The following is a 26,937-nucleotide window of genomic DNA, read 5'->3' on the forward strand; positions in this document are numbered from 1 at the left end:
TCGGGCTTATATAGGAGTTAGTGCAAAAGAAAAATCGAAAAGAGATATGGGCAGAATTAGCATGTATATCATACAGTTTTGCCCTTAGTACTGGCTAAACTTCTGTAATTTGGTTAAGCTAACCTGGGTCTTTTTCTGTGGATAGGGCAGCTTGTTCACTATATCCGGGAGGATGATTTCCTGCAAAGGGGATCATGGTTAGAGATGCAAGGATGCAACAGTATTCACACAAATAATTACGCATATGCAAAAAATACAGTTCACAAAAACAATAAATGCCCCGGCTCAGAAAGTATATGAAACCATGCTGGGCTTAAAAGACAAAGCCACTTACGAATATTGGACGGCAGCCTTCAACCCAACATCTACTTATGAAGGCAGTTGGGACAAAGGGGGTAAAATTCTTTTTGTGGGAACAGATGAAAATGGCAAAAGAGGTGGTATGATTTCGGAAATAGAGGAACATATACCTGCCAGCTTTATTTCCATTCGCCATTACGGTTTCATTGATGGAGATCAGGAAATAACAACAGGAGAGCAGGTAGAAAAATGGGCAGGTAGTCATGAAAATTATCAGTTTCTGGAAAACAACAATACTACCACTGTAACCGTAGAGATCGACTCACTTGAAGAATACCAGGACTACTTTCACAAAACTTATCCAAATGCATTGGATAAACTAAAGGAAATTTCAGAACAATAAAAGGCACACAGATAGCTGATAATCAATCTTCCACATGATTTTCATCTGGGATAACAAAACTAAAAATCACCTTATTAATTGTATTTTTTACAATTAATTTTAGTATTTTGGTCAATACTAATCTGGGTCTATTAACGATTGAAACTTGCCATGCTTCTTCGCATAGTCCTCTTTATTAGTGCAAAAAAGACTGACCTTCTTTTTAATCATAAAACAACACTAACATGACTTGCAATCTTAAAACCTTTGCTAAATCATCTTTTTTAGCAAGTGCCTTACTGATCTTTTCAGTTTCTGCGATGGCACAAGATGGTACCATTTATCCATTAAAAGCTCCCCCAGAACCCAATGCCATATTACTTGGTACCGGTGGTGTTAAAGACCAGCCGGCATCTGAATCATGGTTCCGCCAATGGGGTGATCCTATGGCAAGAAATATTACAACTGCAACCCTTACTCCCTTTCTTCCAAAACCAGGTACAGCAAACGGCGCAGCAGTAATAGTAGCACCGGGCGGTGGGTTTCGTTGGCTTTCCTTAGGTAATGAAGGCTGGGAAGTAGCACAGGCACTCGCCGATAAGGGCATAGCTGCTTTTGTTCTCAAATACCGTCTTCACCCTACTCCGGATAAACTGGAAGACTTTACTGCCTGGATGAACCGCCCACGCACAGCAGCACCTCCACCAGCCGACACGTCAAAAAAAGGTACAGCACCCGCACCTCCGCAGCAAATGGATTTGTCTAATCAGCTTGCAGACGCTGAAGCAGCTTATGCCATGATTGTAAATCGTGCCAAAGAGTGGGGAGTAGATACCGATAGAATTGGAATGATCGGATTTTCAGCCGGTGCTGGTTTAACCATGCATTCAACACTTAACTCCAAGACTATGAAGCTGGCTTTCATAGGACCGATTTACGGTGGAATGGGTCCGGTTAATGTGCCAAAGAATGCACCTCCTATGTTTAATGTAATCGCATCCGATGATTTTCTTTTCCGTGGTCAGTTTGGTGTGATCGACTCCTGGTTTAAAGCAGGTATACCTGTTGAATTTCACCTCTACCAGAATGGTGGTCATGGTTTCGGACTTGGTAACCCAGGTAGAACCAGTAACCGTTGGTTTGATGCTTTTGTACATTGGTTAGACGTCAACAAATTTTTAAAAGCAAAATAAATTGATCCTTTGCATGCTAACTTTTGGAAAGTTCCCAAACTTTCCAAAAGTTTCTTGTCTCCAGGCATGTAAATAGCCTTCCTCCTAATTAAGCTTGTACAGATTTTCATAAATTTTTCCTGGAGTAAAAGCTTCGGCAAAATTTAATTGGTTCGTTAATTATCTTCTCTGCTCAATAGTTCCATATATTAGCAGTCGGGGTGCTATTCAATTTAATGAAGCTGCTTCTTATGTGATCAATACAAAAGAACAGGCAGAAACAGTTTACTATTGCGATGCACTCACGAAAATGGCGGTGAAGAAAGCTCTTACGGACGATGTAAGGATAATTATAGGTTATCATGACAGGTTGTACCAACTGAGTATGTTGATTTAGATATAGTGAAAATCCGGCAATTAAAGAGAAGGTGATGAAGAATACCTTAAAACAAAAGAAGCTAATACTTTCAGCATTTAAGTAAGCTGTAGCCAAAGATTATGAAAGGAAAGAACACACTTAAGTTTAGAAATGCTGCAACTATTTTATTACCAGAACATTCAATCAATAAACACCATCAATGAAGTTGTTATTAAGTAGAAAGGGTAAAATAATTTTAACCTGTCTTTTTTTAGTGTGTTCAATTATCGGCTTCATGGTGAAATTACCATCAGTCTTCAGACACCATGATAAAGAGTTGCATTCACTATTTTATTTTTTAGCAGCAGCATTTCTAAATATCTTATTTGCGAATAAAAAATTTACTGTTCACCTTTTCATATTCGCTTTCCTCTACCTGCTAGGTGTGTCTATTGAATATGCTCAGGCCTATTCTAACAAATTCTTTCAGGTAAGAATACATGGCCGTTATGATAAAGAAGATGTTTTGGCTAACCTTAAAGGAATTATTGCTTTTTCTGTATTATGGATTGTTTATGTTGGATTTAGTTTTTTTATTAAAAAGCCTCCAACGAGCCAAAGCAATGGGAATAGTAAATCCTGACCTTAACACTAAAATTCGAAGTTTTTCTGTCGCCGGTGAAAAAGGGATAATCCAACCCCTTGAACCTTAGCTTTTGGAAAGTTCCGAAACTTTCCCAAACTTGCTTGTCTGCTTCACATAAGAAAATGATGACAGCTTTTATACCATGATTTCACCTGAATTCCTATTTGGAAAAATATCAGAAAAACAGTCCAGATATTTTTACTCAATCATTCAGAAAATTGGGAAAGAGAAAAGGATTAAAAAAGGGGAAACTATTGTACGCTATGGCGCCCATCCCTCTTTCTTTTTTTACATCCTGCATGGAGCATTTAAAACTTCAATTATTAAAAACGATAAAGCCTACACTCTCGGCTTCACATTTGAAGGTGATGTAGATTGTTGTCCAACTTCCCTGTTAAAAGGGATAGCTAATAATTTTGCCATCGAAGCAGTCGTAGATAGCAGTGTTTTGATTTGTGAATTAAAAGATTTTCAGAAAGCCTGTTCTGCTAAAAAGTATACAACTATTACCAACAATATAATGGCTAATTATATTTCAATCCTGGAAAACCGGGTAATTGAAGTGATTTCATTAACAGCAGAGCAGCGATACAAACAGTTGTTACAGCAACAACCTTCGGTTATTGAAAATATACCGCTTTCACAAATAGCTTCTTTTTTAGGGATAACGCAGGAAAGACTAAGCCGCATCAGACAAAAACTAAAGACTTGACCTAGGTCAAATCATTACAGGCATTACTCTTTTACATTTGTACTAAGTAAAAATTACAAAGAGCGTAAATGCAAGTCTGTTTATGATTAGAATTTGTTTACTGGTACTTATACTTACACAGCTTACTACTGTTTACAGTCAAAAAACAGTTCGCTTTGCAGACTCTATCAGGAATTATTACCATATTCCTGAATTGTCGTATGCTGTAATAGATAATGCAAAAACTATTGAAATAGCCGCTTTGGGGCATCATTCTATCGCTCTGCCAGATACAGCAACACTGCAAGACAGATTTCATATTGGCTCTAACACTAAAGCGATGACTGCCTTCATTATTGCCAAATATGTAGAATTGGGAAAATTAAAATGGACCACAAAGTTTTATGAAATCTACCCTGAATGGAAAAAAGCAGGCAAAGAAGTTTATAAGGATATAAACCTGCAAGACTTACTTTCACACAGAGCAGGAATACAACCATTTCAGGGAGAGAATGATCCGGTAATTCCAGATTTTACGGGAACCAATCAGGAAAAAAGAAGACAATTCGGAAAATTTGTTTTAACCCTTGACCCGGTTAAACCTGATACAACAAATCCTTTTATTTATTCAAACGCAGGCTATACCCTGGCAACATTAATGGTAGAAAAGGCATCTGGTAAAAGCTGGGAAGAGCTGGTAGATCTGGTTTTCAATAAAGACCTAAAACTGAATGTACAACTGTCATGGCCCGAGAACCAAAAACGAAAAGATACCTGGGGACATAGTACCGATAGCAATCAACTTAAACCGATTCCTTCAACATTCGATTATCATTTAGATTATACAGAACCTGCCGGGGATATAAATATTACACTCAAAGATTACATTAAATTTATCCAACTGAATTTGCAAGGACTAAAAGGTCAGTCTAATTATTTAAAAAGCTCAACCTATCATTTTCTTCATAAAGGTGCAGAACATTACTCAATGGGTTGGTTCAATATAACTGAAAACAATCAGGAATTTTCTACCCATTCCGGAACCGGTGCATTCACCTATTATACTATTGCACAAATTGACCGGGTAAATAAGATGGCCTATATTATCTTTACCAATTGTTACAATGATGAAACCCATCAGGGGGTAAGACTTCTTATGAGAAAACTGAAAGAGAATCATAACAAGAAGTAGTACCCCTGTTTTAACCAGTCGTACCAGTTGTGATGCCATTTATCCGAATGCCTGTTTTACGGTACTGATTTTTAGTAATTTTCAATGCTAATTAGCTATATAAAGAAATAGGTAACATGCTTATTGAAAAGTACAGGCCTGAATGGGTTCATCAGTTCAACAATATCAAAGACGCACTTGAAAAATTCCTTCAAAACCTCAACTTTACTATTGAGCATGTTGGCAGCACTGCTGTTCCCGGCTTGGATGCCAAGCCCATTATAGATATAGATATCATCTTTTATAATGAAAATGATTTCCAGCTTATAAAAACCAGGCTTGAAAAAGCCGGGTACTATCATAATGGCAACCAGGGTATTGAAGATCGTGAAGTGTTTAAGAGAGATGGTCTTCAAAAACATGGTATACTAGATACCATTCCTCATCATCTTTATGTTTGTTCTACAAACAGCAAAGCACTTGAACGACACCTGCTTTCCAGAAACTACCTTCGGAAAAATGAATGGGCCAGGAAAAAATACCAGCAAATGAAATATGAAATTGCGGATCGGGCCGGGCAAGACAGAAAGAAATATGCAACATTAAAAGAGGATTTGGTAAATAACTTTATCGATATCATGATAGAAGAAGAGAGTAATACACAGTAATAGTTTTGTTTTTACATTTAAACCCCAACCTTTACAATAATTCACGCAAATGGATAGTATGAAACAACTTCCACTACTATTATTATTATTCTGCGGCATTGGTCAAACCCTGTTTGCTCAGGGTTATATTGATTTGACAAAGGAAAAAGCCATGAAGAAGCTGGAAAAGTCAAAATTGAATAATTCCGGAATGAATATCAGTATTTCAGCAACAGATACAACCCTCAGCTATCTGGTACGCGACAAAACTGTTCAAGACCTGGATCTTATACTTTATTTCGACAACAAGAACCGTTGTTATAAAGAAAGAAAAGTATTAACCTGTGATAGCTGTTACCAGCAATTCCTGAATAATATATTAGCTGATAAGTATTACCGTTGGACAAAAATCAACGACACGACCTATTTTTCACGTTTCCCCTATCGTATTATCCTTACAACAGCAATGGCTAAAGCATATATTATAGAACTTAAAAGAAGTGATATTGCCGGAAATAAATACCGGGAAATGGTAAGACAAGGGCTATGAATCTTACCCGTTTTTACTGTTCAACCAACACTTATCTATATTTTGCAGGCAGTAAAACAAAGGGATAGGGATGTCGAAATTAAAATTAGCCCGTGAGAAAGCTAACCTCACCCAGGAAGAACTGGCCACTCAATCGGGCGTATCAGTAAGAACCATACAACGAATAGAAGCCGGAACCGATCCCAAAGGATATACTTTAAAAGCATTAGCCAAAACCTTACATATTGAGCCTAATGAACTGGTGAGTAAAAATGACCCGGTGAGTACAAATGAAGTACCCCGGCCAGTAAACATAGGTTTGATGAAATTGATTAACCTGGCTTCCTTACCGATAGCGTTTCTGCCGCCCCTGAATATTATTTTACCCCTGCTGATTATGTTCCTTAAAAAGGAATTTGGTGCCATGGCCAAACAATTGGTCACCATTCAGATACTATGGACGGTTGGTTCTTTTGTATTATTTATGTTGGCAGCTTTTGTCAGAAACTGGTTTTTTTGGAGTAATAAGTTCACTTTAATCGTAATGATATTATTGGCCCTCAGCAATATTATGCTCATCATCTGGAACGCCATTTCACTTGATAAACACAAAAAACCCGCAATAGGGGTGAAATTCAGCCTGATATAAGCCTGTAAAGGATTTGGCGCCTGGCTGGCGGCATATTGGCGGGCTGTTTTCAACCCAAAAACCAGTTCAACCATTCATCTTTGCTTCAAAAGATCCTAAGATGAAAAAATGGTTTGCACTACTGTTATTGACCCTGTTTACCTATAGTCATACACAAGCACAAGTGGCTAAAGACGCTGAACTCTACGTGCAATTGCAAAAGCAGGACAGCGTCTTTTTTGAACGAAGCTTTAACCTTTGCGACCTTGAATACCTCAGTAAAGCTATCCACCCCGACCTGATTTTCTTCCACGACCAGGGCGGTATACAAAACCGGGCAGATTTCCTGGAAAGTGTGAAAAAGAACATCTGTGGTAATCCAAACCAAAAACCCATCAGAAAACTCGAGGCTAACAGTCTCGAAGTATTCCCATTATACAAGGAGGGGAAATTATATGGCGCCATTCAACATGGGGTACATAATTTTTATATCAGAGAACCCAATAAACCAGACAGACCAACCACTAAAGCCAGATTTACCCATGTTTGGCTTTTGAATAATGGGGAATGGTTGCTAAAAGAGGTGTTGAGTTATGACCATCATAATCCATCGAGCCAGCCAGTTTCCTCGAACTTTGAAAAGGAAATTGAACAATTGATGCTGCAGGAAAAAGTACCTGCAATGGGTTTAGGAATCATAAACAATGGTAAGCTGCAAAAAATAAATGTATTCGGAACCCTTGATAAAGAAAGACCCGCTCCCTATAATGCGATTTTTAAAGTGGCGTCCCTTACTAAACCAATTACAGCATTGGTAACATTAAAATTAGTAAGCGACGGAAAACTGGCACTTGATGAATCTCTGGATAAATACTGGAAAGACCCTGACCTGACAAATAATCTATGGATGCATAAACTAACACCAAGGATTATTTTATCGCACCAAACCGGTTTTCCAAACTGGCGCTATTTGCATGCAGATAAAAAACTAAGCTTTGAATTTGAACCCGGCACCCGCTTTCAATATTCTGGAGAAGGGTTTGAGTACCTACGTAAATCTTTGGAACAAAAATTTGGGAAAAGCCTGGAGCAACTGGCAGATGAACTGTTGTTTAAACCGGCAAATATGAAGGATACGCATTTCTGGTGGGATACAACAATGGATACGACAAGGTATGTTCGCAATTATGATAAGAATGGCAATGCGCATGAAACAGTAAAGTATTACAAAGCAAATGCTGCTGCTAACCTATTAACCACCGTTGAAGATTATGGTAAGTTTCTGGTGTATGTTTTACAGGGAGCAGGTTTATCAAAACAGGTGCAGGATGAAATGCACAAAAATCAGGTACAGCTTAAGGAAAATGACTATTTCGGTTTAGGCTGGGAAAAAATAACCGGCTTCAGCAATGATGAATTTGTATTGCTCCATTCTGGGAAAGACCCCGGTGTAAGTACACTGGCTGTTATATTTCCGAAAAGTAAAAATGGCTGGCTCATATTTCTGAATGGAGATAATGATATGAAACTGATCGAAAAGCTGCTCACCCAAAAGCTTTATATGGGTGCTGAACTCTGGAACAAAAAATAAATCTTCCCTTTTTTTCTGTGTCTTTCTGTGTCTTCAGTGGCAATTTCCGCCGGACTTTCGGTCACCCTAACGAAGGAAGGGCTGACTTTCGGACTATTTTGCCACTGAAGACACTGAATGGCACAGAAAAAAAAGATTTTTCTGATCTTCATATTCCGCAATTTTCGGGTTGTGTAAGGGTTGATGAACCCTGAAATTTGTGTTCCAATCAATATTATGAACGAACAGCAACAGCTCAATTATAATCGTATAGCTACTGCTATTGAATATATTCATACACATTTCAAACAACAACCCAGTCTGGAAGAACTTGCACAACAAGTACACCTGAGCCCTTTTCATTTCCAACGCCTCTTTAGCGAATGGGCAGGTACTACCCCAAAAAAATTTCTGCAATACATCAGTACAGAACACGCAAAAAAATTACTAAAAGAACAACAGGCAACTCTTTTCGATACAGCTATTGAACTTGGATTGTCCGGAACAGGGAGACTGCACGATTTGTTTATCAATATTGAAGGCATGACACCAGCCGAATATAAAAATGGAGGCAAACAACTATCCATCAACTACAGTTATGCAGAAAGTCCATTTGGCAGTCTCATTATTGCATCTACGCAAAAAGGTATTTGTTATATGGCATTTGAAGAAGATCAAACAAAAGCTTTAAATGATCTAAAAACACAATTCCCCAATGCGGATTATCAGCAAAAGTTAGATATGCTGCAACAAAATGCCTTGTTTATTTTTCAGCACGACTGGTCTCATTTAAAAAATATAAAACTTCATTTAAAAGGAACCGACTTTCAACTAAAAGTATGGGAAACACTTTTAAAAATTCCTATGGGTAAGTTATCTACCTATGGAAATATAGCCACACAAATAAAAAATGCAAAAGCCTCACGTGCAGTAGGTACTGCAATAGGAAGTAATCCCGTAGCTTATTTGATACCCTGTCACCGGGTAATACAATCCACAGGCCAATTTGGAGGGTATATGTGGGGGCCAACACGCAAAGCAGCGATTATAGGCTGGGAAAGCGCGAAAGAACAGAAGAATATTGAATAATGAACATCCAACTTCGAAGTTGGATATTCATTATTCTTCTGTTTTTCTGTTCATTCCCACTCTGTCTTAAACGCAGAACACCAGGTCTGATAATAAACATACAATAATGAAAACATTTATTCTCGTACACGGTTCCTGGCATAGTGCCTGGAACTGGCATAAAGTAATTCCTATCCTGGAGGCGCAGGGACATACCGCTATTGCTATCGACCTTCCGGGAATGGGAAGAGATAAAACACCAATTGAAACAGTAACCCTTCAGAAATCAGTAGATAAATTATGTAAGATGATTGATGAAGCAGATGAAAAAGTAATACTGGTAGGACATAGCAAAAACGGTATCGTTATTTCGCAGGCAGCAGAGTATCGCCCGCATAAAATAGAAAAACTTATTTACCTGGCTGCCTATCTTATTCCCAACGGGAAAACGCAAGTTGAATATTCTGCACAGGATATAAACGGGGTATTGAAACCTTATGTTACACGTTACCCTGAAACAGGCTCACATACTTTGCAAACGGAAATTTATAAAGAAGGCCTGTACCATGATTGTGAAGACTATATTACTGAATTAGCCAAACTTTTACTAAGTCATGAAAGTGTAGCAACAGGTATTACTCCTTTGGCATTGAGTGAGGAAAATTTCGGATCGGTACCCCGTTATTATATTGAATGTACAGAAGACAGGGCCGTTACGCCCTTTATTCAACAAAAAATGTATACAGAAACTACCTGCAAAAAAGTGTACAAGATGGCAACCAGTCACTCCCCCTTTTTCAGCCAACCCGCAGCGTTGTGCGAGATTTTATTGGAGATTGCTACAGAATGATGATCTCTTTTGGAGAATTATTTACCTTCGAAAGGAAAGAAATAAGTTAATTCAACAATGTCACTGATCAGTCGTTTATGGAAACCGGGTAAATCTGTTTTTTTGTACGCCGGAATAATGGCAGTACTGGTTTTTGCCTTAAAATGGATGCAATGGAAATACCTGATCGTTGATCATTCGATAGATATTTATGTAGGACTGATAGCTGTGTTTTTCACCCTGCTGGGCATTTGGGTGGCTTCCCAATTAGCCAAACCCAAAATTGAGACGGTAGTGGTTGAAAAAGAAGTTTATGTTGTACCCCCAGAATCATTTGTATTGAATGAGGTGGAGCTAAGGAAGCTCAACCTCACCAACCGTGAATATGAAGTATTGCAACAATTATCTAAAGGGTTAAGTAATGCGGAAATAGGAGAACAGTTGTTTTTATCGTTAAGTACGGTAAAGACCCATGTTTCAAATCTCTTCTTTAAAATGGAAGTGAAAAACCGCACCCAGGCCATCGAAAAAGCCAAACGCCTCAAACTAACACCATAAGAAATCCCTCTGCGTAAACTCTTAACCCTCCCGTTCTCTGCGGTAAATAAAAACCTCAATTTATAATGAGTAAAGTGTTTTTATAGACTCCATACTCCTACTTTAGTATGAAACACCCCCTCTCGATCTATTTTGGTACTTTAGTATGAGGCCAAAGCTTGCAGTTGCAGATAGATTTGTGTAAAATTATACACGATGAAAAGGAACATTTTTATTTTCGGTCTCATTTTAGGCACAATCCTCGTGGGCCATATGCTTTATATGGTAAACCTGCTCTACACAAAACCTGATCTCAAAACCAATGATGTAGTAGGTTATGCGGCCATGATTGTGGTATTCTCCCTTACCTTCTTTGGTATCAGGAATTACAGAAATAAGGAACTCGGAGGTGTAATTAGTCTAGGGAAAGCATTTAAAACGGGTGCTTTAATTGCCCTGTTGGGATCAACCATGTATGTGTTGGTATGGTTAGGCTATTACTATCTCTTTGTACCTGATTTTATAGAAGTCTATACCGCACATGTTCTGAATGTATGTACCAGAGAGGGCGGAGATTTAGCCGCTAAAAAAGCAGAAATGGAGCAGTTTAAGGAAATGTATAAAAGTCCTTTTTTCGTTATCTTGATTACCTATTTTGAAGTATTACCCATCGGACTGGTAGTAGCTTTTATCAGCTCATTGGTTTTGAAAAGAAAAGCAAAACCGGTTGGTACATAAATGAAAACCATGCAAAAAGACATTCAACTTTACCACAAAGCGCTTGCGGCAGATGACAAATCGATCTGTGATGCTTTGTATGAGATAATCAGTGAGCAATTAGAAGACGCTGAAAATAAAATCTGGCATGGGCATCCTGTTTGGTTTCTTGAGGGGAATCCGATAGTGGGATATGATAAGCTTAAAAATTGTGTACGCTTATTATTTTGGAGTGGCGGAAGTTTTGAAGAAGAAGGTCTTGAAAAGGAGGGCAAATTTATGGCTGCTGAGAAACGATATACGGAAGCTGGACAAATCAATAAAAAGGACCTGAAAAGATGGCTCAAAAAAGCGCGTGAGATTCAGTGGGATTATAAAAATATTGTGAAACGCAAAGGGGTATTGGAGAGGTTGAAATAATTTTTAGCCACAGATGAGCACATTGTATTAATCTGTGCATCTGTGGCTAAACAATCCTCCTGATTATGTTCTACCTTTATAGCAGAGATGAAATTCCCCACCCATATCATTCGTGTTTTTTTCAGATGGGTTCTTATATGTTGTATCATTGGATTATCTGCCGGTACTGCTTCTGCCTTTTTTCTACAATCCCTTGATTGGGTAACCAATTTCCGCGAAGCACATAAATGGATTATAGCCTTCTTGCCCATAGGTGGTTTGCTGATTGGTTTATTATACTATTATTATGGAAAAGAGGTTTCAGCAGGCAATAATCTGCTGATTGATACTATTCACAAACCTGATAAAATAATTCCTATCCGCATGGCACCCTTTGTATATATCGGTACCATTGTTACCCATTTATTGGGAGGCTCCGCTGGTAGAGAAGGTACAGCTTTACAGATGTCTGGTTCTATTGCAGATCAGTTGAGTAAACCATTTCATTTGTCGGAGGAAGAAAGGAAAATACTCGTTATCTCTGCTATTGCTGCCGGTTTTGGTGCTGTATTTGGAACACCCTTTGCAGGTATACTTTTTAGTTTGGAGTTATTACGTATTGGTAAACTAAGGTACACTGCTTTTTTACCTGCCGCAGCATCAGCATTACTTGCAGACCAGGTTACGCTATTATGGCAAACATCTCACACGCACTATATAGTAACTACAGCTCCGGACATCACTGCAATGAATTTATTGTACACCCTTCTTGCAGGAATTGCATTCGGACTTACAGCTATGATCTTTTGCAGGGGGATGCATAGTTGCAGTAATTTGTTTAAAAGCATAATACCTTATCCTCCATTAAGACCGGTACTGGGTGGTTTAATTGTTGCTGGAGCTATTTGGTTAACCGGCACAACAAAATATATAGGATTGGGAATACCTACTATAGTTGAGTCATTTGAAAATGCATTGCCTGCATATGATTTCGCTATAAAAATATTGTTTACCGTGGTTACCTTGTCTGCAGGATTTAAAGGAGGGGAAGTAACTCCTTTATTTTTTATTGGTGCACTGTTGGGAAATGCTTTATCGCTTGTAATACCAATGCCATTATCTGTTCTAACCGGTATTGGTTTTGTTGCAGTATTTGCTGGTGCAACAAACACCCCCATTGCCTGTACAATAATGGCAGTTGAATTATTCGGAATTGATATAGCTGTTTTTGCAGCCGTTGCTTGTTTGGTTGCCTATTTTATCTCTGGCAATCACAGTATTTATGAACAACAGCTTAATGGAAAATCGAAATATGAAAAATGGAAAACTTATTTCAATTTTGATAAGTTATAAATGACCTGTCCCCAGTTTATCAATACACTTGTAGCATCGGTTAAATAATTATTTAACCAGTTAACCCTATTTATCATTTTTTTCAGTTGTGCGGTTATTATTTTTCAAAAGAATAAATAATAATTTCTATGCTAAAATCTGGATTAATAATGATGGGTATCCTGGTTGGTTTTTATGGAAATTCACAACAGGCTCAATTGTTTGAACCTGGATTAATTTCTGATGGCGGTGTTTTTGGACTCACCATATCTCCTGATGGCAATACTGCTTTATGGGTGAAGTCGAATGGAAGAAGAGATACATTGGTTATACTTCAATCCAATAAAATAAATGGTCAATGGTCAAAGCCGATTCCTGCATCTTTCTCATCAGCAAGTGCCCAATGGAAAGATATTGATCCGATTTTTAGTCCGGATGGTAAAACGGTTTTGTTTCAATCCACACGCCAGGTACCTGATCGGCCAAATAGAACAGGTTTTGATATCTGGGCGGTTGATAAAACGGCTGTAGGTTGGTCGGCTCCTTATCATCTGGGAAATACGATTAATACAGATGCTTCCGAATCTTATGCTTCAGTTACCAACAAAGGAGATGTTTATTTTATGAAAGACAACCCAGCCCAGGCTGGTAATGCTGATATTTATGTTGCCAGAAAAGTTAATGGGGTATACCAAGAACCAGAAAATATTGGTTCGCCTGTTAATACAAAAAAATTCAGGGAGTCCAATCCCTTTATTTCACCAGAGGAAGATTTCATCATTTATTTTTCCTCAGATACAACAGGTTTAGGTGAAGTAGATCTTTATATCAGTTTTAAAAAGCATGGGGAATGGCCGCAACCTAAAAATATTGGAACGTCGGTTAATAGCGAGTTAGCAGAGTTTTGTCCTTTTTACCATGTAAAAGAAAAACGACTGTATTTTTCCCGTCAAAAGAAAGGAGCAGGCAGAATGTATGAGGATTTATATTTTATTCCGTTCGATCCATATCAATACAAAGAATAATTTTTTATACCCTGTAACAAACTGCGTTGATATTCATTCCCGCTCCAACAGAAGCAAACATAACAATATCGCCGGTTTGTAAGGAGTGATCGTCGAGTACACCTCTTTTCACCAGATCGTATAAAGTAGGAATAGTTGCCACGGAGCTGTTTCCCAATTTATGAATACTCATCGGCATGATATGAGAAGGCACTTCTTTTAAACCATAGAGTTTGTACAATACTTTGATAAAGCCTTCATCCATTTTTTCATTGGCCTGATGCAGAAAGAATTTTTTTACTTCGGTTACATGAACGCCGCATTTATCAAGACAATCTTTCATGGCAGCGGGTACATTTTTTATAGCGTATTCATATACTTTTCTGCCCTTCATTTTGATATAACGGATACGGGGATCTGATTCAGGGAAATTAGATTTGCCCATATAGAGATAGAAAGCTTCATCTACACAATGACTTTGAACACTTGCTGCAAGAATACCACTTTCTCCCTCTTTTGATTCAATGATGCAGGCACCTGCACCATCACTGAAAATCATGCTGTCGCGATCGTAATGATCAATTACACGGCTGAGGGTTTCTGTTCCGATAACCATACATTTTTTGGCAATGCCAGCTTTAATATATGCATCAGCCTGGATAACGCCTTGAATCCAGCCCGGACAACCAAACAAAATATCATAAGCAACGCAGGAAGGATTGCGTATTTGTAGCGCCTGTTTAACACGGGATGCTAGTGCTGGTAAAACATCGGTTTGAATAGTATGTTTTACCACATTGCCGAAATTATGCGCTACGATTATCTGGTCGAGGGTTTCCGGATCAATACCTGCATCTTCAATAGCATGTTTGGCTGCAATAACGGCCATATCTGAGGCATTGAATTCTGTTCCTACATATCTTCTTTCTTCAATGCCGGTAATATCACGGAATTTTTCAATGATATCATTAGGGGTTGCCACAATTTTTTCATGATCTTCCGTATAAAAATCCTGGATCGTAAAATCTCTGTTGGTCTTAATATGAGGAGGAATATAAGACCCGGTTCCTGTGATAACTGTTTTCTTTTCTGGCATTGCTATTAGAATGAGGGGTAATGCCAAATCTAATGATTATCAGTGAATTTCAAGGAGTTTTAAAATTTTTTCAGAGGAGAATGTTTAAGCCACAGATTCACAGATTATGATCGATTAATCTGTGAATCTGTGGCTTAAAAATTATAAATACTTATCGCCCTTATTTCTTTTAACCTCTGCCACGTATTCCTTAATTGACTGTTCTTTTTCTTTTTTGCAGATGAGTAGTACATCTTTAGAGTCTACCACAATAAAATCATCCAGACCCTGCAATACCAGTAATTTTTCCTTGGGGGCCGACACCATGCATTTTGTGGCATCGATTACTATTACGTTGTCGCTTGCAACGGCATTGCCGAGATAATCTTTTTCAAGGTTATCATAAGCACTGTTCCAGGTTCCTAAATCGCTCCAGCCGAAAGAAGAAGGGATGACATAAACATTTTCTGCTTTTTCCATGATGGCAACATCTATGGAAATATTTGTACATAATGGATAGATACGGTCGATGGCTGCTTTTTCCTGATCGGTATTATAACTATCCTTTATTCCTTCAAATAGTTCAAACATTTCAGGCTGATGGTTTTCAAAAGCTTTGACCACATTTTTTGCCTGCCAAACGAAAATGCCTGCATTCCAAAGAAAATCGCCGCTGCTGATAAATGTTTTTGCCAACTCAAGGTTGGGTTTTTCAGTAAAGGTTTTTACTTTATAAATGCCATCGGCTACAGTCATGCTATCGTGCTGTATATACCCATAACCAGTATTGGGATGGGTAGGAGTAATACCTAAAGTAACCAGTGATTTAATATGGCTCACAAAATCCAATGCCTTAAGTGCCACGGCTTTGAAAGCTTCATTGTCTAATATCATGTGATCACTGGGTGCTACAATTAAGGTGGCTTCCGGATCTTTTTGTAATAGTTTAAAAGAAATATAGGCAATACAAGGAGCGGTATTTTTTCGGCTGGGCTCTGCTACTATATTTTGAATAGGAAGAGTTGGAAGTTGTTTCTGAACAATAGATACATATTCTTCTGAAGTAACAATGAATATATTTTCTTCCGGGATAAAAGTTTTATATCGCTCAAAAGTCCATTGCAAAAGCGATTTTCCGGTATGTAAAATGTCCAGGAATTGTTTTGGATAAGCAGTACGGCTCATTGGCCAGAAACGGCTACCTATTCCTCCAGCCATGATAGCCACATTATGATGTTTGTTCATTCCTTCCAAGTTTGTTGCCTCTTAGGCCATGCAATATTACAGGCTTATGGGCAATCGGGTGAAATAGTTTTGGTTAATGTGTATGTTATTATATTATGCCTTCTCTGATAAGGTCATGAATATGTAAAATTCCCATGTATTGTTTATTGACAGTAACTACTAACTGACTAATATCGTTTTTTCGAAGTACCTCTAACGCTTCAACGGCAAGCATATCCAACTCAACTGTCTTGGGATTTGGAGAGAAAATATCTGCAGCAGTAATTTTTGTCAGGTCGTTTGATTTCTCGAGCATTCTTCGCAGGTCACCATCTGTAATAATACCCAGCACTTCATTCTGCTCGTTAACAACAGCAGTTACTCCCAATCTTTTTTCGGTTATTTCAACGATTACTTCTTTTAAACCAGTTTGTGGTAATACCTGAGGGCGTTCATTTTGACTGCAGAGATCTGAAACACGGAGGTATAAGCGTTTACCCAAATTACCTCCCGGATGATAGCGTGCAAAATCGTGATCGGTAAAGCCATTTAACTGCATGAGGCAAACAGCGATAACATCGCCCATTACCATTTGAGCAGTTGTGCTGCTTGTTGGCGCCAGGTTATTGGGGCATGCTTCCTGACTAACGGTGGTGTTTAAAACAAAATCAGAAGACCGGGCCAGGAAACTATCTGTATTACCAACCATACCAATAAGCAGGTTGCCGAAATTTTTAATAAGCGGAACCAGCACTTTAATTTCCGGACTCTCTCCACTTTTGCTAATCAACAAAACAATATCATCCTGCTGTACCATCCCTAAATCGCCATGAATGGCGTCTGCTGCATGCATAAACAATGCTGGTGTACCGGTCGAATTTAAAGTAGCCACAATTTTCTGAGCAACAATGGCACTTTTGCCAATGCCGCTAACCACCAAACGACCTTTACAAGCAGCCAGTTGTTGGATGATTTTATCAAATTGCGCATCAATAAAAGCAGAAAGCCCGGTTATGGATGCCGCTTCTAATGCAATAGTTTCTAATGCTGTCTGAACAATCGTTTTTTTCATGCGGAACAAAGGTAAACTTTAACAGCTAAGTGTGTGTAATCAGGCTTTTCTTTGTTAACTTCGCCATCCTTTCGAAAAAAGCTGGTCGCTTCCTCAGAAGGGCCGTTCCGCCGGAAACACTTCCTCTTGAGCCGATTGGCAAATATTAAGTGAAAATTCCGGTAAAATCAGTAACTTATATGGTTATAAAGGGTTCTCCCCGGTGCGGTAAACTGATTTGATATACATGGCAACAAGTACAAAGAAAGCCCCCGCTAAAAAGGGCACAAAAACTAAATCTGCCACATCTGGCAAAAAGATAGCCTCTAAACAACTGGCAGATGCCGGTTTTAATATCCATGAGGCATTGGAAACCTATTTTGGATTCAGAGAGTTTAAGGGAACACAGGAAAAATCGATCCGAAGCTTATTAAGCGGGCAGGATACTTTTGTTATTATGCCTACCGGTGGCGGTAAAAGTCTTTGTTACCAGCTTCCCGCTATGATCTTAGAGGGATGCGCGATCATAGTTTCTCCCCTGATTGCTTTGATGAAAAACCAGGTAGACCTTGTTCGTGGTTACAGTGAAAAAGATGATGTGGCACATTTTCTGAACTCTTCACTTAATAAAGGTCAGATTAAAGCAGTAAAAGAAGATCTTGACAGTGGCAAAACCAAGCTACTCTATGTTGCACCTGAAACTTTAACCAAACAGGAAAACCTCGAATATTTCGCCGACCTCAAAATATCTTTTTTTGCAGTAGATGAAGCCCATTGTATTTCTGAATGGGGTCATGATTTCAGACCGGAATACCGCAGACTGAGAGAGATGATGGATATCATTAATCCGGATGTACCAGTTATAGCCCTAACGGCAACTGCTACACCCAAAGTGCAAAGTGATATCGTGAAAAACCTGGGTCTTCGTGAACCCAATATTTTTATCTCTTCCTTTAACCGTACCAACCTGTATTATGAAATACAGCCCAAGATAAAGAAAGACCAAACGGTTAAACATATCGTCAAATTCATTAGTCAACATAAAGGGAAGAGTGGAATTATTTACACACTTAACCGGAAAACGACTGAAGAACTGGCTGAATTACTGGTAGCCAATAATATTAAAGCCGTAGCTTATCATGCAGGTCTCGATCAAAAAGTAAGGGCCGACAGGCAAGACCAGTTTTTGAACGAAGATGTACAAGTGATCGTTGCTACCATTGCTTTTGGAATGGGTATTGATAAACCGGATATCCGTTTTGTGATTCACTTTAATATCCCTAAATCTATTGAAAACTATTACCAGGAAACGGGTAGAGCAGGCCGAGACGGATTAGAAGGAATCTGTGTATTATATTATTCGCATAAAGATGTTGCCAAGCTGGAACACCTGATGCGCGATAAACCTTTGAGTGAAAGAGAAGTAGGCGGTCAGCTAATAGATGAAACAGTGGCCTACGCAGAAAGCTCAGTATGCCGCAGAAAAATACTGCTGCATTATTTCGGAGAAACCTGGGAAGAAAAAAACTGTGGCAACTGCGATAACTGTCGTAATCCGAAAGAAAAAATTGAAGTAAAAGAAGAAGTAGTTCAGGTGCTCAAAACGATTAAGGCACTTGATGAAAGATTTATTGCAGATTATGTAATCAGTGTATTAACAGGAAAACTTACACCCCAAATCAGCATGTTCCGTCATGATAAACTGGATGTGTTTGGTATTGGGAAAGATAAAGAACTGCATTTATGGAACAGCCTTGTTCGACAGATGATGCTGGAGAACCTGATCAGAAAAGATATTGAAGAATATGGCCTGTTAAAGCTTACTGAAAAAGGGGAGAAATATTTAAAGAAACCGGCTTCCTTTAAAATTGTGCTGAATAACCTTTTCGAAGACGCCAATGCTGATGACGAAGAAGGTGAAAATGGCACGCAAACAGGAGCAGCTGCAGACGATAAGCTTTTCGAAATGCTTAAAGAACTGCGTCAGAAAGAAGCAAAACGCAAAAATCTTCCTCCCTTTGTTATATTCCTGGAAACCTCTTTGCAGGATATGGCAACACTTTATCCCACTACCCTTGAAGAGCTGGATAAATGTCAGGGTGTTAGTAAAGGTAAAGCCCTTAAATATGGTAAACCATTTGTAGAAATGGTTGCTAAATATGTAGAGGAAAATGATATCGAAAAGCCGGATGATTTTGTCATGAAAAGCGTAGCCAACAAAGGCAACAACAAAATTTATATCATCCAGAATGTCGATAAAAAAATTCCATTGGAAACAATCGCCCGCAATAAAAGCCTGCGCCTCGATGAGCTCCTTGAAGAAATGGAAACTATCGCGGCCAGCGGTACCAAACTAAACCTCGACTACGCTATCGACGAGTGGTTGGATGAATACGATCAGGAAGAAATCATCGAATATTTCAAAAACTGTGAAACATCGTCCTTGCAGATTGCACAGCAGGAATTAAGTGACAATGATTATTCCTGGGAACAGCTAAAAATTATGCGCATTAAGTTCCTGAGTGTTTACGGAAATTAAAACCTCTGTTCCTTCAGTGCCATTCTGTGCTTTCATTGGCATTAATAATTGCCACTGAAAGCACAGAATGGCACTGAAATAAGGGGAGTAAAAAAATCTCCATTTTATGTTTAAGTGCCTGTTCGGATTATTAACTATTATTCTGTTTTCATTCTCCCCCGCTGAACCTCTACGCTTACTCAGTTATAATATCCGCAATGCAAAAGGCATGGATAATATTACCGATTACCAGCGCATCGCCGATATCATTACAAAATCAAAAGCTTCCATTATTGCTTTGCAGGAACTGGATAGTGTTACCAGGAGAAGCCGGGGAGTAGACGTACTGAAAAAATTGGCTGAAACAACTAGTATGTATGGAACCTATGGAGCAGCAATTGCATTTCAGGGTGGTAAATATGGGGTAGGAGTATTATCGAAAGAAAAACCTTTGGCGCAAAAAACAATCCCACTGCCTGGTACAGAAGAAGCAAGGGTATTACTGGTTGTTGAGTTTAAATCTTACCGGGTCTTTTGCACGCATTTTTCCTTAACAGAGAAAGACAGAATCAGTTCCATAAAAATTATTGAAGAGGAATTATTGGCCAGTAAAAAGCCTGTACTGTTGTTAGGCGATTTGAATGACACACCTGCCAGCAATACAATGCAGTTGCTGCAACAGTCTTTTCAATTGTTAAGCGGTGATGCTTTTACTTTTCCTTCCAATAACCCGGACCGTTGTATAGACTATATCCTGGCCCATGGTCAATCAAAAATACCGGTGATTAAAACCGAAGTACTTGAAGAGCCGGTCGCATCAGATCATCGGCCACTGCTGGTTGAGTTGAAGTTTTAGTTTTATGGAAACTATTGGTATAATCATCTTATTAAAAAAGACTGATTATGGCAGAAATACAAAGCGCGGAAAGCAGGAACCGTAAAGGACTGCACCGCAATAAGAAACTATCTACCCGTGTTGATCTTACCCCGATGGTTGATCTTGGTTTTCTACTGATTACCTTTTTCATCTTCACAACAACTATGAGTGAACCTTCAAGTATTGTGATGCCTTTGCCGGATGAAAATGATACAAAACATCCTTCACTTGCAGGTGAAAGAAAAACCATTTCATTATTACTGGATGGCGACAATAGCATACTATATTATGAAGGAAATAATGACAAAGATTTACATCAGACAGACTATAGCAGTAAAGGATTAAGGGCTGTTTTGCTGTCTAAAATCAGACAGGTAAAAATGGAATTTGGTATCGACGCAGAACCTATCGTACTCATCAAACCTTTAGCAGCATCAAGCTATGGTAACCTGGTAAATGTGCTGGATGAAATGATGATTAATGGTGTGAAAAAGTATATGCTATTAGATCACCAAAAACAAACTCACCAGTAACTTTCACACAGCTCTGCGAAATCTCCATCCCTTCGTGCCTCTGCGGTGAAAATCCTACGTATTCATCCAAAAAACGAACCGCCCAAAACCCACTCAGCCTTTTTACCATAAAATTCACCCCAAAGTCCCAATTTAATGCAGCAATGGCACCAAATTTGGTGTCATAATTATACATCCCCCTGAGCCATTATTCCGTAATTGTAAAAAAAGGAGGGTTATGTATATCCAGCATTTACAACCAAATATCATCAATGAAGACAGTTACTTAACTGTAATGTCTGAGCGTACCGGTAACCTGGTACTCAAAGTGTTGGATGTTGACGGACATATGGCCAAGACTATTGTAGAAGATGTAAGCGAGGGGTTACAGCAACTGGTTATTAACCTTGGCGATCTGGCTAGTGGCAATTATATCTTGAATGCATTCAGTGGCGATGTGTTTATCAAAGCCATTCGTTTCAGTAAGAAATAGTGGTTATTATTTTTAGCCTCGACGTTACCGATTCTGCAATTTATAGGCGTTTACCCTTTCTTTAACATTATCCCGCACACTTAAATAATACAGGTTGTAATCTCCGACATGATAGTTCTTGGTGGTGAAAAAAATATTTCCAAAGAACCTCGGTTTGGCGGTCCAGATAACACCATCTGCGTTATTGGCACCAGCAATTTTCTTTACCAGTTGATTAAAATTAGTTACAATTCCACCCTTATTTGTTTGCCTTGATGCAGTAGTATCATTGATACTCCAGGTAAGCGGATTGGTTACAATGGCTTTATTGGTTTCTTTTAATACATAATCAGGTTTATATCCTTCCTTAAAAGTTCGCCAGCTTAATATACAGCCTGTTTGTGCCGGACTTTCGCATGGTTTAAGGGAAGAGAACCAATTTTCTTCAACAGGAATGCCTACCAGATAGGCGGCCACTAATTTTTGCTGGATACTCGTTCCATCAAAAAATGTTTTTACCAGTTGCTTACCATGGGTTGTTCCCTGACTGTGGGCCGCAATAATAACGGGCCTGCCATTATTATAATATTGGAGATAATATTCAAAAGCAGCTTTAATGTCGGCATAGGCCAGGTCGAATGCACGTAATGCCTCTGTTGTATCTGCTGCTGTTACGGGGAAATAGGCACTAAGATTAGCCTGCCGGTACCTTGGGGCAAATATTCTTCCTACTTCATTAAAAATACTGGCCTGGTATAAAATGGTACTGTAATCGGTTTTAGCAGCCAGTTCGGTATTATTAATAGGCGCATTCCACCCTAATGGTCTGGTTTCATCCGTGTAAGTGGTAGGGTGAATAAAAAATACGTCGATACTGGTATCTGCGCTATAATGCTTACGTAATGGCTTGGGAACGCTGTCTGATGGGTCTTTTTTATAAGGGTGTGCCGCCCAATAATCGAGCTTACTATAATCGGGTGCATTGGGTGAATCAGGTATTGTATACCTGGTTGCGTATTTGTGGTATTTATTGCTACATGCACATAATAATATCATGCAGTATAAAAGCACGGAGTATTTCATACGCTAAAGTTGATAAAAATACCTGAAACATAGGCTTTGTCTACATACTACCATAAATCGAACTAGTTTTGTATTTTTCCAGACGGTTGAAAACGGACCATTATTATTCACCCTAAAATAAGTGTTATGGCTATACCCGTAGTAGATTTAGCAGCGTTTTTGAGTGGCGACCCTCAGCGTAAAGCAGCTTTTGTAGAAGAACTTGGTAAAGCGTATGAAGAAGTAGGTTTTGTTGCAGTAAAAAACCATGGAATTCCTGATGAACTGATTGCACATCAATATGAATATGTTCAGCAGTTTTTCTCCCTGCCACTCGAGAAAAAATTACAATATGAAATACCGGGCTTAGCCGGACAAAGAGGCTATACCAGTTTTGGACGCGAACATGCCAAAGGCAGTGAGGCACCGGATCTGAAAGAATTTTTTCAGTATGGTCAGACAGTTGAAAATGATGATCCGATTAAAAGTGAATACCCGGATAATGTGGTAGTTAAAGAGGTTGAGCCATTGAATAAAACACTTTTTGATGCGTATCGAAGTTTTGAAAAAAGTGGTCGTGCTTTGTTGCAAGCCATAGCATTGTACCTTGGTCTTGATGAAAATTATTTCGACACACATATAGCAAATGGTAATTCCATTCTACGTTGTATTCATTACCCACCCATTACACAGGAACCCAAAAGTGCCATAAGGGCTGAGCAGCATGAAGATATTAACCTGATAACCTTGCTGGTAGGCGCTTCAGCAGATGGCTTACAAATTCTTACCAAACAGGGCGACTGGGTAAACGTAACTTCTTTACCGGAACAGATTGTGGTGAACGTAGGAGATATGCTTCAGCGATTAACCAATAATAAACTACGTAGTACTACCCATCGGGTTGTAAATCCACCAAGAGAACATTGGCATACCAGCAGATTCTCCATGCCATTTTTCCTTCACCCAAGAAGTGAAATGAGTCTGGCTTGTTTGGAAAGCTGTATTGATGATACCCACCCAAAAGCCTATCCCGATGCAACAGCCGGTGAGTATTTGGATGAAAGGTTGAGGGAGATAGGGCTTAAGAAATAAGGAATAAGGAATAAGAAATAAAGAATAAGAGAATAGCAGTTTACATAACTTTCTCATTTGCTGTTTCCTGTTTCTTATTCCTTATTTTTTTGCTATTTTTCAGGTTCATTAACTCCCCGCTTTATACTTGATACTACTACGCCATATCCCATTTTTGCGTGCAGTACTCTGGCATAGTCTTACGGCTTTTGGTGGGCCGCAGGGGCATATGGGTATGATGATGAAAACTTTCGTGCACCAGCGCAGGGATGTTACTGAAACCGAATTGATGGAATACAATGCCTTCTGTCAATTACTTCCCGGAGCTTCCTCAACCCAAACACTTACGCTAATCGGATATAAAAGGGGAGGTGTTCCACTGGCAGTGCTTACCTTATTGATCTGGATCACACCGGCTTGTATTTTAATGGGTGGACTTTCATTTCTCCTGGAGTATTTCAGCAATAATGCAATTAAGCCCGGATTCTTTGTCTTTATTCAACCAATGGCCATTGGGTTTATTGCCTATTCAACTTATCGCATTTTCGGGTTGGCCGTGCATAATACCATCACCAGGGTTATTATGGCACTTGGATCCTTGGCTACTTTTCTGTTTTTCAAAACGCCATGGATATTTCCTGCATTGATTGTTGCAGCAGGTATTGCAACAAATTTTAGTGATAAACGAATACCAGAAAAAGATACACCCCCCAAGAAAATAAAATGGGGCAATATCCTTATCTTCTTTTTACTTTTTGGTATTGCAGGTTATGTATCAGAAACAGCAACCAGACAAAACTGGGAGAATAGAAAAGCCATCAACCTTTTTGAAAATGCTTATCGTTTTGGTAGTCTCGTTTTTGGCGGTGGTGATGTAATGATGCCATTGATGTATGAACAATATGTAACCCGTCCGGAAACAAAGAGGATACAGGAAACAAAAAGGGATGTATTGAAGATGTCGAAAGAAGATTTTTTAACAGGTTCGGGTATGGTTCGTGCTATTCCCGGTCCGGTATTTTCTATCGGTGCTTTTACAGGAGGCATGGTATTAAAGGAGCAAGGTAATTGGTGGCAACTGATGGGCTGTTTCATTGGAGCCATTGCTATTTTCCTGCCCAGTGCTTTGTTGGTGCTCTTTTTTTTCCCTGTCTGGCATAACCTCAAACGCTATGTGGTAATTTTTAGGTCATTGGAAGGGATAAATGCGGCTGTTGTGGGTATTATGACGGGCGCCACTTTTTACCTGATGAAAGATACCTTTCTAATATCCATTTTTGAGGGCCGATATATAGCCATACTCGATATACTAATCATAGCGCTTACGTTCTTCCTGCTACAACTAAAACGGATACCGGCACCCTTTATAGTGGCGGGTTGTTTGTTGCTTGGTTACCTTATTCACTAATATACCACACGGCTTATTTGGTGCATTTGCAAGCCCAAAACCTACTATTCGTGGCATTTTACCGGCCCAATTTGTAAAAAAACGTATATTAGAGGATGGTCACATTAGCAATCTACAACCTGAAAGGTGGGGTAGGCAAAACGGCTGCTTCCATCAATCTGGCATATTTATTTGCCAAAGAAGGATATAAGACATTGGTATGGGATCTTGATCCACAGGGTTCCTCTTCCTTTTATCTGGGTGCCAGTGCAACGGTAAAAAACGAGTCGAAAAAACTGCTCAACAGTGAGATGGAACTGGCAGATGCCATTCAGCCCACTACATATGAAAACCTCGATATCATTCCTGCAGATATCTCTGCAAGACATGCAGACATTCTATTGAATGAAATGAAGCAGTCGCGCAGAAAAGTTCAATCCCTTCTTGCCCCACTAAAAAAAGAGTATGCGATTGTGATATTGGATAGTCCACCAGGCATTTCCGTATTACATGATGCAATATTTGTAGCGGCCGATTGGGTGCTGATGCCTAATATTCCGACTACTTTGTCGATCAGGTCATATGAAACAGTAGATAATTATTTCAAGGAAAACGACCTTGAACGTGGTAAGATCAAATGCTTTTTCAGCATGGTCGACCACCGGAAAAACCTGCATCATGAAGTGATGAATGAATTTTATAAAGACAAGTTTTTCCTGAAAAGCTATATACCATACCTGAGCGATGTAGAAAAAATGGGCGTACATGCTGCGCCACTGGAAACATTTGCGGCCAGTAGTTATGCGGCTCAATGTTATCGCGATTTATGGAAAGAAATAAGGAAAACCTGTATTGAATAACGATTGATGGTATTTAATACCCTTATCTACTAAATTAACCCTGGTATATGGAAAGACATCTTTCGTCGTGGTACAGCCCGGCTCTGGGCAAAGAAATGCCAATTGCATCTTATGGACATTATGGATTTGCGCTTTTACTTATACCTACTGCAGCCGCTGATTATCTTGAATACGAACGTTTCCAACTGATTGATGCGCTGGCTCCTTATATCAATAGCGGTAAACTACGTGTATTCAGCATAGACAGCATGAATAAGGAGAGCTGGATGAATAATGAAATGGAACCATCACATAAAGCCATTCGACATAACCAGTTTAATGAATATGTTTTTAATGAAGTAGTTCCTTTTATCCGAACCAATACAAGTAATGAAACCATGGTTTATACCTGTGGAGCATCTTTTGGTGCTTTGCACGCTATGAATCTTTTTCTAAAAAGACCAGATATTATCAATGGTGCTATTAGCATGAGTGGTGTATATGATCTTACAGAATATACCAAAGGTTTTTGGGATGAACAGGTTTTTTATAATAGTCCAGAACATTATCTTCCCACACTAAATGATCCCTGGTACCTCGAAAAAATAAAAGCCAGCCATCATATACATATCTATACCGGCAGTGGTTCCTATGAAGATCCCAATGCTTCAAAAAGATTTGCAGGCATTCTCTACAATAAAGGTATCTGGTACGATCTTGATGTTTGGGGAGCCGACATCAACCACGACTGGCCTACCTGGCGCACGATGTTGCCTTATATTATTGATGTGAAGTTTTGAAGATAGTCCATGGACCATGGTCGATAGTCCATAGAAAAACTTCCTTCTATGGTCCATGGACTATCGACT

28 protein-coding genes are annotated in these 26,937 nt (G+C 39.0%); 24 read left to right on the forward strand and 4 right to left on the reverse strand.

Features of this window, described 5'->3' with window-relative positions; genetic code table 11:
• The first annotated feature begins 244 nt into the window (after nt 1-244).
• From ACH30E_RS02835 to ACH30E_RS02910, 16 genes are all read left to right on the forward strand, one after another.
• Nucleotides 245-703 (forward strand): SRPBCC family protein, encoded by a 459-nt coding sequence (locus ACH30E_RS02835; protein WP_490823588.1) that lies wholly within the window; start codon nt 245-247, stop codon nt 701-703.
• A gap of 224 nt (nt 704-927) precedes the next feature.
• Nucleotides 928-1,875, forward strand: coding sequence for an alpha/beta hydrolase (locus ACH30E_RS02840; protein WP_490823589.1), 948 nt, complete (start codon nt 928-930; stop codon nt 1,873-1,875).
• A 632-nt stretch (nt 1,876-2,507) separates the two neighbouring features.
• Nucleotides 2,508-2,855, forward strand: coding sequence for a VanZ family protein (locus ACH30E_RS02845; RefSeq protein ID WP_490823590.1), 348 nt, complete (start codon nt 2,508-2,510; stop codon nt 2,853-2,855).
• Between the two features lie 145 nt (nt 2,856-3,000).
• Nucleotides 3,001-3,570, forward strand: a complete 570-nt coding sequence (locus ACH30E_RS02850; protein WP_294988792.1) for a Crp/Fnr family transcriptional regulator — start codon at nt 3,001-3,003, stop codon at nt 3,568-3,570.
• 82 nt (nt 3,571-3,652) lie between these two features.
• On the forward strand, nt 3,653-4,741 hold the full coding sequence (locus ACH30E_RS02855; RefSeq protein ID WP_490823591.1) for a serine hydrolase domain-containing protein: 1,089 nt from the start codon (nt 3,653-3,655) through the stop codon (nt 4,739-4,741).
• Nucleotides 4,742-4,857: 116 nt separating this feature from the next.
• Entirely contained in the window at nt 4,858-5,388 is a 531-nt protein-coding gene (locus tag ACH30E_RS02860; RefSeq protein WP_490823592.1) for a GrpB family protein, read from the forward strand.
• A gap of 58 nt (nt 5,389-5,446) precedes the next feature.
• Nucleotides 5,447-5,917 carry a hypothetical protein gene (locus ACH30E_RS02865; RefSeq protein ID WP_490823593.1) on the forward strand — a complete coding sequence of 157 codons (471 nt, stop codon included), beginning with the start codon at nt 5,447-5,449 and terminating at the stop codon, nt 5,915-5,917.
• A gap of 70 nt (nt 5,918-5,987) precedes the next feature.
• Nucleotides 5,988-6,545 (forward strand): helix-turn-helix domain-containing protein, encoded by a 558-nt coding sequence (locus ACH30E_RS02870; RefSeq protein WP_490823594.1) that lies wholly within the window; start codon nt 5,988-5,990, stop codon nt 6,543-6,545.
• A gap of 100 nt (nt 6,546-6,645) precedes the next feature.
• Complete coding sequence (locus tag ACH30E_RS02875; protein ID WP_490823595.1) at nt 6,646-8,115, forward strand: serine hydrolase domain-containing protein; 1,470 nt, start codon at nt 6,646-6,648, stop codon at nt 8,113-8,115.
• Between the two features lie 216 nt (nt 8,116-8,331).
• The gene (locus tag ACH30E_RS02880; protein ID WP_490823596.1) at nt 8,332-9,183 is read left to right on the forward strand and encodes a methylated-DNA--[protein]-cysteine S-methyltransferase; all 852 of its coding nucleotides are present in this window, start codon (nt 8,332-8,334) and stop codon (nt 9,181-9,183) included.
• A 106-nt stretch (nt 9,184-9,289) separates the two neighbouring features.
• Nucleotides 9,290-10,012: an alpha/beta fold hydrolase gene (locus tag ACH30E_RS02885; protein ID WP_490823597.1), complete on the forward strand. Its 723-nt coding sequence runs from the start codon at nt 9,290-9,292 to the stop codon at nt 10,010-10,012.
• A gap of 57 nt (nt 10,013-10,069) precedes the next feature.
• Nucleotides 10,070-10,549, forward strand: coding sequence for a response regulator transcription factor (locus tag ACH30E_RS02890; protein ID WP_490823598.1), 480 nt, complete (start codon nt 10,070-10,072; stop codon nt 10,547-10,549).
• 195 nt (nt 10,550-10,744) lie between these two features.
• Nucleotides 10,745-11,266, forward strand: coding sequence for a DUF4199 domain-containing protein (locus ACH30E_RS02895; RefSeq protein ID WP_294988766.1), 522 nt, complete (start codon nt 10,745-10,747; stop codon nt 11,264-11,266).
• Nucleotides 11,267-11,275: 9 nt separating this feature from the next.
• On the forward strand, nt 11,276-11,665 hold the full coding sequence (locus tag ACH30E_RS02900; protein ID WP_490823599.1) for a DUF1801 domain-containing protein: 390 nt from the start codon (nt 11,276-11,278) through the stop codon (nt 11,663-11,665).
• 87 nt (nt 11,666-11,752) lie between these two features.
• Nucleotides 11,753-12,997: a chloride channel protein gene (locus ACH30E_RS02905; protein WP_490823600.1), complete on the forward strand. Its 1,245-nt coding sequence runs from the start codon at nt 11,753-11,755 to the stop codon at nt 12,995-12,997.
• A gap of 128 nt (nt 12,998-13,125) precedes the next feature.
• Complete coding sequence (locus tag ACH30E_RS02910; protein ID WP_490823601.1) at nt 13,126-14,001, forward strand: TolB-like translocation protein; 876 nt, start codon at nt 13,126-13,128, stop codon at nt 13,999-14,001.
• Between the two features lie 4 nt (nt 14,002-14,005).
• On the opposite strand, the gene ACH30E_RS02915 is transcribed toward ACH30E_RS02910, so the two are convergent.
• From ACH30E_RS02915 to ACH30E_RS02925, 3 genes are all read right to left on the reverse strand, one after another.
• On the reverse strand, nt 14,006-15,103 hold the full coding sequence (locus tag ACH30E_RS02915) for a 3-oxoacyl-ACP synthase III family protein (RefSeq protein ID WP_490823602.1): 1,098 nt from the start codon (nt 15,101-15,103) through the stop codon (nt 14,006-14,008).
• A 114-nt stretch (nt 15,104-15,217) separates the two neighbouring features.
• Nucleotides 15,218-16,300, reverse strand: a complete 1,083-nt coding sequence (locus ACH30E_RS02920) for a mannose-1-phosphate guanylyltransferase (RefSeq protein ID WP_294988752.1) — start codon at nt 16,298-16,300, stop codon at nt 15,218-15,220.
• A gap of 88 nt (nt 16,301-16,388) precedes the next feature.
• Nucleotides 16,389-17,351 carry a KpsF/GutQ family sugar-phosphate isomerase gene (locus ACH30E_RS02925; RefSeq protein ID WP_490823603.1) on the reverse strand — a complete coding sequence of 321 codons (963 nt, stop codon included), beginning with the start codon at nt 17,349-17,351 and terminating at the stop codon, nt 16,389-16,391.
• Nucleotides 17,352-17,577: 226 nt separating this feature from the next.
• Here ACH30E_RS02925 and recQ point away from each other — a divergent pair, with 226 nt between their 5' ends.
• The 4 genes from recQ to ACH30E_RS02945 all read left to right on the forward strand — a co-directional run bounded on the left by recQ (nt 17,578) and on the right by ACH30E_RS02945 (nt 21,730).
• The gene (recQ, locus tag ACH30E_RS02930; RefSeq protein ID WP_294988748.1) at nt 17,578-19,869 is read left to right on the forward strand and encodes a DNA helicase RecQ; all 2,292 of its coding nucleotides are present in this window, start codon (nt 17,578-17,580) and stop codon (nt 19,867-19,869) included.
• 106 nt (nt 19,870-19,975) lie between these two features.
• The gene (locus tag ACH30E_RS02935) at nt 19,976-20,704 is read left to right on the forward strand and encodes an endonuclease/exonuclease/phosphatase family protein (RefSeq protein WP_490823604.1); all 729 of its coding nucleotides are present in this window, start codon (nt 19,976-19,978) and stop codon (nt 20,702-20,704) included.
• A 47-nt stretch (nt 20,705-20,751) separates the two neighbouring features.
• Complete coding sequence (locus tag ACH30E_RS02940; protein WP_294988742.1) at nt 20,752-21,258, forward strand: ExbD/TolR family protein; 507 nt, start codon at nt 20,752-20,754, stop codon at nt 21,256-21,258.
• Between the two features lie 217 nt (nt 21,259-21,475).
• A complete protein-coding gene (locus tag ACH30E_RS02945; RefSeq protein ID WP_294988739.1) occupies nt 21,476-21,730 on the forward strand; it encodes a hypothetical protein in 255 nt (84 codons plus the stop codon).
• 24 nt (nt 21,731-21,754) lie between these two features.
• On the opposite strand, the gene ACH30E_RS02950 is transcribed toward ACH30E_RS02945, so the two are convergent.
• The gene (locus ACH30E_RS02950) at nt 21,755-22,792 is read right to left on the reverse strand and encodes a DUF3089 domain-containing protein (protein ID WP_490823605.1); all 1,038 of its coding nucleotides are present in this window, start codon (nt 22,790-22,792) and stop codon (nt 21,755-21,757) included.
• A 126-nt stretch (nt 22,793-22,918) separates the two neighbouring features.
• On the opposite strand from ACH30E_RS02950, the gene ACH30E_RS02955 reads away from it, so the two are divergent.
• The 4 genes from ACH30E_RS02955 (at nt 22,919) to ACH30E_RS02970 (ending at nt 26,868) form a co-directional block, all read left to right on the forward strand.
• Nucleotides 22,919-23,863, forward strand: coding sequence for an isopenicillin N synthase family dioxygenase (locus tag ACH30E_RS02955; RefSeq protein ID WP_294988734.1), 945 nt, complete (start codon nt 22,919-22,921; stop codon nt 23,861-23,863).
• A gap of 154 nt (nt 23,864-24,017) precedes the next feature.
• Complete coding sequence (locus ACH30E_RS02960; protein WP_294988732.1) at nt 24,018-25,250, forward strand: chromate transporter; 1,233 nt, start codon at nt 24,018-24,020, stop codon at nt 25,248-25,250.
• A gap of 95 nt (nt 25,251-25,345) precedes the next feature.
• Nucleotides 25,346-26,089, forward strand: coding sequence for a ParA family protein (locus ACH30E_RS02965; protein WP_490823606.1), 744 nt, complete (start codon nt 25,346-25,348; stop codon nt 26,087-26,089).
• Nucleotides 26,090-26,136: 47 nt separating this feature from the next.
• Complete coding sequence (locus tag ACH30E_RS02970) at nt 26,137-26,868, forward strand: esterase family protein (protein WP_294988726.1); 732 nt, start codon at nt 26,137-26,139, stop codon at nt 26,866-26,868.
• The last annotated feature ends 69 nt before the right edge of the window (nt 26,869-26,937 follow it).

It is taken from the genome of Sediminibacterium sp. FW305-C-61, assembly GCF_058231065.1.